The sequence below is a fragment of the Flavobacterium sp. N1736 genome (assembly GCF_025947065.1).
GTDB lineage: Bacteria > Bacteroidota > Bacteroidia > Flavobacteriales > Flavobacteriaceae > Flavobacterium.
Genome location: NZ_CP109994.1, coordinates 757,521 through 766,485 on the forward strand (window position 1 = coordinate 757,521; position 8,965 = coordinate 766,485).

The 8,965-nt window shown below is 33.4% G+C and carries 7 protein-coding genes; 6 read left to right on the top strand and 1 reads right to left on the bottom strand.

Translation table 11 applies throughout. The annotated features are described in order from the left end of the window. The first annotated feature begins 2 nt into the window (after window positions 1–2). Window positions 3–2,453, top strand: a complete 2,451-nt coding sequence (gene priA, locus OLM54_RS03245; protein ID WP_264537169.1) for a primosomal protein N' — start codon at window positions 3–5, stop codon at window positions 2,451–2,453. Here the strand turns inward: priA and OLM54_RS03250 are convergent. Then, the gene (locus tag OLM54_RS03250; protein ID WP_264537170.1) at window positions 2,450–3,148 is read right to left on the bottom strand and encodes a LytR/AlgR family response regulator transcription factor; all 699 of its coding nucleotides are present in this window, start codon (window positions 3,146–3,148) and stop codon (window positions 2,450–2,452) included. The genes priA and OLM54_RS03250 overlap by 4 nt on opposite strands. Window positions 3,149–3,324: 176 nt before the next feature. Between OLM54_RS03250 and rpsF the strand changes: the two genes are divergently transcribed. The 5 genes from rpsF to OLM54_RS03275 all read left to right on the top strand — a co-directional run bounded on the left by rpsF (window position 3,325) and on the right by OLM54_RS03275 (window position 8,521). After that, complete coding sequence (rpsF, locus tag OLM54_RS03255; RefSeq protein ID WP_029269562.1) at window positions 3,325–3,666, top strand: 30S ribosomal protein S6; 342 nt, start codon at window positions 3,325–3,327, stop codon at window positions 3,664–3,666. Between the two features lie 5 nt (window positions 3,667–3,671). Continuing rightward, window positions 3,672–3,968: a 30S ribosomal protein S18 gene (rpsR, locus tag OLM54_RS03260; RefSeq protein ID WP_002987043.1), complete on the top strand. Its 297-nt coding sequence runs from the start codon at window positions 3,672–3,674 to the stop codon at window positions 3,966–3,968. A 65-nt stretch (window positions 3,969–4,033) separates the two neighbouring features. Further along, entirely contained in the window at window positions 4,034–4,474 is a 441-nt protein-coding gene (rplI, locus tag OLM54_RS03265; RefSeq protein WP_264537171.1) for a 50S ribosomal protein L9, read from the top strand. Window positions 4,475–4,574: 100 nt separating this feature from the next. Beyond that, complete coding sequence (locus tag OLM54_RS03270) at window positions 4,575–7,751, top strand: carboxypeptidase regulatory-like domain-containing protein (protein WP_264537172.1); 3,177 nt, start codon at window positions 4,575–4,577, stop codon at window positions 7,749–7,751. Between the two features lie 296 nt (window positions 7,752–8,047). After that, on the top strand, window positions 8,048–8,521 hold the full coding sequence (locus OLM54_RS03275) for a DUF6495 family protein (RefSeq protein WP_264537173.1): 474 nt from the start codon (window positions 8,048–8,050) through the stop codon (window positions 8,519–8,521). The last annotated feature ends 444 nt before the right edge of the window (window positions 8,522–8,965 follow it).

Consider the following 8,965-nt stretch of genomic DNA (forward strand, 5'->3'; position numbering starts at 1 on the left):
ACATGTTTTTTGTCGAAGTCGTTCTGCCGCTTTCCTTAGCTAAAACCTTTACATATCGTATTTCTGAAGCTGAATTTCATTTCATTAAAAAAGGAATGCGGGTTGCGGTGCCTTTTGGTAAAAGTAAAATTTATACGGCATTGGTAATTGATATTCATCAAAACGAGCCAAGCTTGTATGATGCGAAAGAAATTCATCAAATTTTAGACGAAAAACCTATTGCAACCGAAACTCAGATTAAACATTGGCTTTGGGTTGCCAATTATTATATGTGTGGTATTGGTGATGTGTATCGCGGTGCTTTTCCAAGTGGATTATTGTTGGAAAGCGAAACAATTATTTCGTATAAAATTGATGTTGTCGTTGATCAAAATGAACTTTCTGATGATGAATTTTTGGTTTATGAAGCTTTACAGCAACAAAGCTCTTTAAAAGTTCAGGAGATTATTTTGATCTTAAACAAGAAAAATATCTTTCCGATTCTTCAAAAAATGATAGCTAAAGATATTATTGTTTTAGAAGAAGAAATTAAGGAAAGCTACAAGCCTAAATTGATTCGGTATGTAAAATTACATAGTAAATACGAATCAAACGAAGGTCTAAATCAATTGCTTGAAATATTAAAAAGTGCCAATAAACAAAAGGAAATTGTTTTGGCTTTTTTTCAGTTACGTGCTTCAGAAAAGAAGCCTATAACGGTAAAAAAACTGGTGGAGGTTTCCAATTCAACTTCTGCAACAGTAAAAGCTTTAATTGATAAAGAAATTTTTGAAGAATATCTTTTGCAGCAAGACCGTGTTTCTTTTGATGGTAAAGCTTCAGAGAAACAATTGTTATTAAGTGAAGCTCAGGAAGAAGCTTTTAAAACAATCAAGCAAAATTTTGAAGAGAAAGAAGTTTGCCTTCTTCACGGTGTTACGTCAAGCGGAAAAACAGAAATCTATATTAAATTAATTGAAGAATATTTGGCAACTGGCAGGCAAGTTCTCTATTTACTGCCGGAAATTGCGCTTACAACACAATTGGTTTCTCGCCTCAGACTTCATTTTGGCGATAAAGTAGCTGTTTTTCATTCGAAATACAGTAATAATGAAAGGGTGGAAGTGTGGAAACAAACACTTGAAAATGCTGATAAAGCTCAAATTGTGATAGGAGCAAGGTCGGCTTTGTTTTTGCCTTTCAGCGATCTTGGTTTATTGATTGTAGACGAAGAACATGAGCAGACTTTTAAACAAACAGATCCGGCGCCTCGCTATCACGCCAGAGACGCAGCTATTGTTCTGGCTAATTTTCATAATGCAAAAGTACTTTTAGGATCTGCTACACCAAGTATTGAAACTTACTTTAATACTCAAAATGCAAAATATGGTTTAGTGACGCTTACAGAGCGTTACAACAATGTTCGAATGCCTGATGTTGTTTTGGTTGATTTAAAAGACAAACATTTCAGAAAAAAAATGACGGGGCATTTTAGCGACTTGTTAATCGAAGAAATTACGGAAGCTTTATCTTTAGGCGAACAGGTAATTTTGTTTCAAAACAGGAGAGGATATTCGCCTATAATAGAATGTTTAACTTGTGGGCACGTACCGCATTGTCAGCAATGTGATGTGAGTTTGACTTTTCATAAACATAAAAATCAATTGCGATGTCATTATTGTGGTTATTCTATTGCAAAACCAACGCATTGCCATAGCTGTTCGAGTATAGATTTGACAACGAAAGGTTTTGGAACTGAACAAATTGAGCAGGAATTGCTTTCTCTTTTTCCGAATGCAAAAACGTCAAGAATGGACCAGGATACAACGCGTGGCAAATATGGTTTTGAGAAGATTATTGACGCATTCAAAAACAGGGAAATTGATATTTTGGTGGGAACACAAATGCTTGCCAAAGGTTTGGATTTTGATAATGTAAGCCTGGTCGGAATCATGAATGCCGACAATATGCTGCATCATCCTGATTTTAGGGCTTTTGAACGTAGTTTTCAAATGATGACACAAGTCGCGGGAAGGGCAGGAAGATCTGAAAAGCAAGGCAAAGTTGTGATTCAGACTTATAACCCAAATCATAATACGATACAGCAGGTTACGATGCATAATTATATAGGTATGTATAAAGAGCAGTTGTATGACCGTCAGATTTATAAATATCCGCCTTATTTCAGGATTATAAAACTGACTTTAAAACACCGTGATTTTGATAAATTAAAGGAAGGTTCTATGTGGCTATATCAGGTTTTGAGTCAAAATTTGAATATGCCGGTTTTAGGTCCGGAAGAACCTGCAATTAGCAGAATCAGAAATGAATACATCAGGACGATATTAATTAAGATTCCGCAGGAACTGCATTTAGGAAACACAAAAAAAACTATTCAGAAAATGTTGAATAGTTTTGAAGTGGTTGCTCAATACAGAGCTATAAAGACGGTTATAAATGTCGATTTTTATTAAGACGGAGTAGATAAAGCTTTTACTAAATCTTCTTTTTTGTTCCGGCTTAGCGGAATTTTGGTAATTCCAATTTCGGCAAATTTGCTGTTAAAGCGTTCTACTTTATCAATATTAATAATATAAGATTTGTGTACACGAATAAATTTGTCTTTTGATAAATCATTTTCAAAAGATTTCATTGTCGAAAGCACCAAATTACTATCATCCTCAGTTACAACTCTTACATAATCTCCAAAAGCTTCAATCCATTTGATTTTTGCCGTGAAAATTTTAAGTTTTTTTAGATTACTTTTGATAAAAATATGTTCACCTTCTTCTTCTTTTACGTCTTTTTTGAGTAAATGCATATCAATTGCTCTTTTTACAGAGGCATTAAATCGATCTACTGCAATAGGTTTTTGAAGATAATCGGTAGCGTCATAATCAAAGGCTTTCAAGGCATATTCTGCCTTAGAAGTAATAAATATAATCTGAGGTTTAGATTTTAATCCGTCAAGGAAATCAAAACCATTAATAACCGGCATTTCTATATCAAGAAATATTAAATCTATATTATTTAGGGAAATACAACTTTTAGCTTCGATTGCGTTTGAAAAGTCACCAATTAAATGCAAACCTGGGTGATTATTGACTAATTTAGCAATAATTGTCCTCTGTATAGAACTATCATCTACAACAACACAGTTTAGTTTCATAACATTTAAATTTAAATAAAATCGGGATAGCAGTAGTAAATATATTATTATTTTAGGAAAAAAACTAAACTTGGCCTTTATTTTTTACATTACAACGAATAAACGTAAAAAAGAGTTGTTTATTTAAATATTATGGTTACTTTTGCACCCAATTTTAACAAATAAATATTGTATTTATGAATCATTATGAAACTGTTTTCATTTTAAATCCCGTTTTATCTGAGGTTCAGGTGAAGGAAACAGTAACGAAATTTGAAGAATTTCTTACTAGCAGAGGAGCTGAAATGGTATCGAAAGAGGATTGGGGTCTGAAAAAAATGGCTTACGAAATCCAAAACAAGAAAAGTGGTTTTTACCACTTGTTTGAGTACAAAGTAGCTGGAGAAGTCCTAATTGCTTTTGAAACTGAATTTAGACGTGACGAGAGAATTATGCGTTTCTTGACTGTAAGTTTAGACAAACATGCTATTTCTTGGGCTGAAAGAAGAAGAGCCAAATTAAAATCTACTAAAGCTTAATTATTATGTCTACAATAGAGCAATCTGCAAAAGGAAAAAAAGACGGAGATATCAGATATTTAACGCCTTTAAACATCGAAACTAACAAAACTAAAAAGTATTGTCGTTTCAAAAAATCAGGAATCAAATATATTGATTATAAAGATGCTGATTTCTTATTGAAATTCGTTAATGAGCAAGGAAAAATTCTTCCTCGTCGTTTAACAGGAACTTCATTAAAATACCAAAGAAAAGTTTCTGTAGCTGTAAAAAGAGCGCGTCACTTAGCTTTAATGCCATACGTGGCCGATTTATTAAAATAATTAAAAACTCTAGTCGCTGGTTTCTGTTATACAGAACCTAACTTCTAAAATATAAGGACAACAACATGGAACTTATTTTAAAACAAGACGTACAAAACTTAGGATTTAAAGATGATGTAGTATCAGTTAAAGCTGGTTACGGTCGTAACTTTTTAATTCCTCAAGGATTCGCGCAATTAGCTACACCTTCTGCAAAGAAAGTATTAGCTGAAAACCTAAAGCAAAGAGCACACAAAGAAGCTAAAGTTGTTGCTGATGCAAAAGCATTAGCTGAAACAATTAAAGCTCTTGAAATTAAACTTACTGCAAAAGCTGGTGGAGAGAAACTTTTTGGATCTATCACAAACATCGACATTGCTGAAGCTTTAGAGAAATCAGGTAACGCTATTGATAGAAAATTCATCACTAGTGGTATCGTAAAACGTACAGGAAAATATTCTGCAAGCATCCGTTTACACAGAGATGTTATTGTTGATTTACCATACGAGATTATCGCTGAAAAATAACATTTTGTTAACTTCTTGTTAATAAAATATAAAAACCACTCTTATGAGTGGTTTTTTTTTGCCTAATTTTGAATGAAATAACTCACTCAAAATCAGGAAAATGAAAAAAATCTTTGCATTATTGTTTTGTTTGCTGGCCTTAACCGTGGCTAAGGCGCAAACAACGACTTCGAGTATTAAGGGTATTGTAAAAAGTTCTGGGAATGAACTATTACCGGGTGCTACTATTTTAGCAGTCCATACTCCAACTGGCGGTAAATATTCAGCTGTTTCCAATGAAGATGGAAGGTTTAATATTTTGAATATGAGAATTGGAGGACCTTACAAAATTACTGTAACTTTTGTAGGCTTTCAAAATCAGGAATATAATGACATATATCTTGATCTGGGAAAACCTTTTAATATAGATGTAATCTTAGCTGATGCAAGCCAGGCTCTGGAAGAAGTAAAGATAGTGGCTAAAGACAAGGTTTTTAAAAGCGGAAAAACAGGTGCTGAAACTACAATTGGCAGAAGAGAATTAACTTCATTACCTACCATTTCAAGATCAGCGGAAGATTTTACGCGTTTGGAGCCAACGGCGAGCGGCGGATCTTTTGGAGGAAGAAATGATCAGTATAATAATTACTCTTTAAATGGTGCGGTATTTAATAATCCGTTTGGGCTGGATGCTGCAACTCCGGGAGGTCAAACAGGTGCTCAGCCTATTTCGCTGGATGCGATCGAACAAATTCAGGTGGCAACTGCGCCTTATGATGTTACTTTATCAGGTTTTACGGGCGCTTCTGTAAACGCTGTTACCAAATCAGGAACGAATGAGTTTCATGGTACGGCTTATGCTTTTTATAGAAATCAGGATTTGACTGGAAGCAAAATTAAAGGAGAAAAAATATTTGTACCAACATTAGAACAAACGCAGGCAGGTTTTAGTTTAGGCGCTCCAATTATCAAAGATAAATTATTCATTTTTGGGAATTTTGAAATTGATAAAAGAAGTGATTTGGGATCAAATTTCGTAGCCAATAATAATGATGGTGTTACAGGAATCAACGAATCCAGGGTTTTGGAATCTGATTTAATAGCGGTTTCAAATGCTTTGGCAAATTTAGGATATAATACAGGTGCTTATCAGGGCTTTATTCATGAATCAAATTCAAATAAAGGAATTATTAAAGTGGATTGGAATATAAATGACAATCATAAATTGGCTGTTATTTATAATTTTCTGGATGCATCAAAAGATAAACCGGCGCACCCAACGGCACTTGGTTTTAGAGGACCAAATGCGTCGATTTTGCAATTTCAAAATTCAGGTTATCAGATTAATAATAATCTGAGTTCTTTTTTAGTGGAGTTAAATTCAAAATTCAGCGAGAAAGTTTCGAACAAATTTCAGGCAGGATATTCTCATTTTAATGATTACAGAGTTCCGTTTTCTGTTCCTGCTCCTGTAATTACTATTCAGGATGGAGCGGGTTCTAATTATATTATTGCTGGTCACGAACCGTTTTCTATCAATAATACTTTAGATCAAAAAGTAATTCAAATCACGAATAATCTAACTTATACAATTGGAAAACATGCTTTTACTTTTGGAGCTTCGTTTGAAAAATTCGGATTTAAGAATTCATTTAACTTGGCAGGTTATGATAATTTCCGTGCTCCTGCCGATCCAGTTCCTTATTATGGTACTTTTAGGCCGTATGCAAGTGTAACTGACTTTTTAGCGGATGCAGCTTTACCATTTGCATCTAGTTCTTTGGCTCAAAATCTTCAACATGCACAAGATGTTTTTGATACTAAAAGTAATTTCGAAGTTGGAACTGATGGCGGATGGAAACTGGCTGAGTTAAACGTAGGTCAGTTAGCATTTTATGGGCAAGACGATATTAGTGTCAGTGATGATTTTAAATTATCAATAGGTTTAAGAGTTGATAAGCCTTTGTATTTTAATACGGCAGATTTGATTCAGAAATATATTGACACGGATAATGGCGGTTCTGGAAGAAATAATGATATTGATTATTTTGATCCGCAAACGGGGCAGGCGGTTAAATTAATTTCTACAGATTTACCAAGTGACAGAATTCTTTGGTCGCCAAGAATTGGTTTTAACTGGGATGTAAAAGGCGATGCAACTTCACAATTGCGTGGAGGCTCAGGCGTTTTTACCGGAAGGATTCCGTTTGTATGGTTAGGAAACCAGGTGAGTGGTGCTGATGACAGTTTCTTTCAGATTATGGATCCGGATTATAAATGGCCTCAGGTATGGAGAACAAGTTTAGGATACGATCACAGATTTGAAAGTAATTATATTGTTACGCTTGATTTATCGTATAATGAGGATATTAATGCGGTACAGGTTCAAAACTGGGGATTAAAGGATCCAACGGGAACTTTGGCCGGTGTTGATAACAGAGCAATTTATGTTGCGGCAGATCATGGAGCTAATAATGCGTATGTTATGACAAATTCTGATAAAGGAAGTGCTTTTAATGCATCGGTTAAAGTGCAAAAAACTTTTGAAAACGGTTTATATGCAAGTGTGGCTTATAATTATCTAAAATCAAAAGATGTAAACTCTATTGAAGCTGAGATTACGGGAGATGCTTTTTCTTTTAATCCTGCGTTAGGAAATGTAAACACGGCTGTGCTTTCGAATTCTAAATATGGAGATAATCATCGTTTTATTGGTGTTGCTTCTAAAAAATGGAAATATGGAAAAGATAAATGGGCTACAACGGTTTCAACTTTCCTTGAATATGCTCAGGGAGGACGTTTTAATTATACGTATGGAGGAGATATTAACGGAGACGGTTCCAGTGTAAACGATTTGATTTATATCCCTACAACGGCAGAAATTGCTTTAATGAATTTTAGTGCACCGGGACAAGGTGATGCTTTTGATAAATTTATTTCTCAGGATAAATATATGAGAGACAGGAGAGGTCAATATGCGGAGCGTTACGGAGCGATTTCGCCGTGGAGAGGAAGATGTGATATTAAATTATTACAGGATTATAATTTCAGGGTTTCATCGGCATCAGAGAAAAAGAACACGATTCAGTTTAGTATTGATATTTTGAATTTTGGTAATTTATTAAATTCTGATTGGGGCGTTGTTCAGGTTCCTACGAGTGTACAGCCTATTGGCGTGACTGTTGTTGGAAATACGCCAACATATACCTTTAATAATACCCAGACTAAAACGTTTAGTTATGACGCCAGTTTAACGTCAAGATGGCAGGCTCAATTTGGTATCAGATACATTTTCTAGTAAAGCAAAAAATGTTATAAATTTGCCCTCGCATTTGCGAGGGCTTTTTTATGGATTAATTCTACGTTTGACCCGTGTAATAGATAAAATTTAATTAAACACATAGAAACATATATTTTATGATTTTGTAAAAAAAGAAATCAAAAAGAAACTAGTTTCTCACACATAGATATGTGTGTTAATGTAAGTGAAACGCCTTTTTTGAGTCAATAGTTCTATGTGTTGAAAATAACACCCAACAGATTAAGTTGATAATCTGTATATACTTTTTAAAAAAAGATTAAATCAAAAAAACAATGAAATACGCAAGATTAACAAAAGAGCAATTTGATGAATTGCATGCAGAATTTGCCAGTTTTTTGGCTACACAGGCAATTGATAAAGCGGAGTGGGATTCTATTAAAGAAAGTAAACCTGAAGTAGCAGAGCAGGAATTGGATGTTTTTTCAGATTTAATTTGGGAAGGCGTTTTGACAAGGGCGGAATATCTGGAGCATTTTTCTAGAAACCATATATTTTTATTTCAATGTTTTGAAAAACATGTACAGTCTATCGTATTGAAATCACTGGTTCCGGAAACTGATTTTTTAACTAAAGAGGGGTTGCAATGGTTAAGTGATAACATGTTTACTGAAACAATTGAAATGAAAGTAGGTAAAAAAGTATTCACAGAAGACAGAAATGCCTCTATTTTTGAATTAATTCAGCAGGGCGCTTTTTTAAGCGACGGTCAATTGTTTAAGCAAATTAACTCGATTATAGAATCATAATCGTCAAATAGCATAATTAAAGAGGTAAACGGTTGATGTTAAATTGTTTACCTTTTTTTAGCTTATTTAACGTTTGTTTAAACTTTTATATTTTATTTACCCCGTATTTCTACGTGTTTATTTCGAATTATGCAAAGTTTTATATTTGTATTTATTTCTGTAAGTTTTACTTTTCAAATTTAATTTTTACCTTGTTTTTCAGTAGGTTACAAAACATAAAAAGTAATTAAAAACTTACATATTAACAGTTTTACAAAAAAATATGCATTTTTTTGTGATTTTTATAACACTTCATTTTCTATTGTAAAGCTTTGATTTTTAACAAGTTTTGGTGTTTTTTGATTTTATGAATTTTAGCTATTTTTAAAATATAGGAATTTTATGTTTGTTTTATATTTTAGTTTTTCTTAATTTTAGTTAAGGAAAAAAGTTAAACAAAATGTT

What these genes read in the sequence shown, in the direction of transcription:
- OLM54_RS03275 (WP_264537173.1), top strand. Translation starts at nt 8,048, where the DNA reads ATGAAATACGCAAGATTAACAAAAGAGCAATTTGATGAATTGCATGCA.
- rpsF (WP_029269562.1), top strand. Translation starts at nt 3,325, where the DNA reads ATGAATCATTATGAAACTGTTTTCATTTTAAATCCCGTTTTATCTGAG.
- rplI (WP_264537171.1), top strand. Translation starts at nt 4,034, where the DNA reads ATGGAACTTATTTTAAAACAAGACGTACAAAACTTAGGATTTAAAGAT.
- OLM54_RS03270 (WP_264537172.1), top strand. Translation starts at nt 4,575, where the DNA reads ATGAAAAAAATCTTTGCATTATTGTTTTGTTTGCTGGCCTTAACCGTG.
- priA (WP_264537169.1), top strand. Translation starts at nt 3, where the DNA reads ATGTTTTTTGTCGAAGTCGTTCTGCCGCTTTCCTTAGCTAAAACCTTT.
- OLM54_RS03250 (WP_264537170.1), bottom strand. Translation starts at nt 3,148, where the DNA reads ATGAAACTAAACTGTGTTGTTGTAGATGATAGTTCTATACAGAGGACA.
- rpsR (WP_002987043.1), top strand. Translation starts at nt 3,672, where the DNA reads ATGTCTACAATAGAGCAATCTGCAAAAGGAAAAAAAGACGGAGATATC.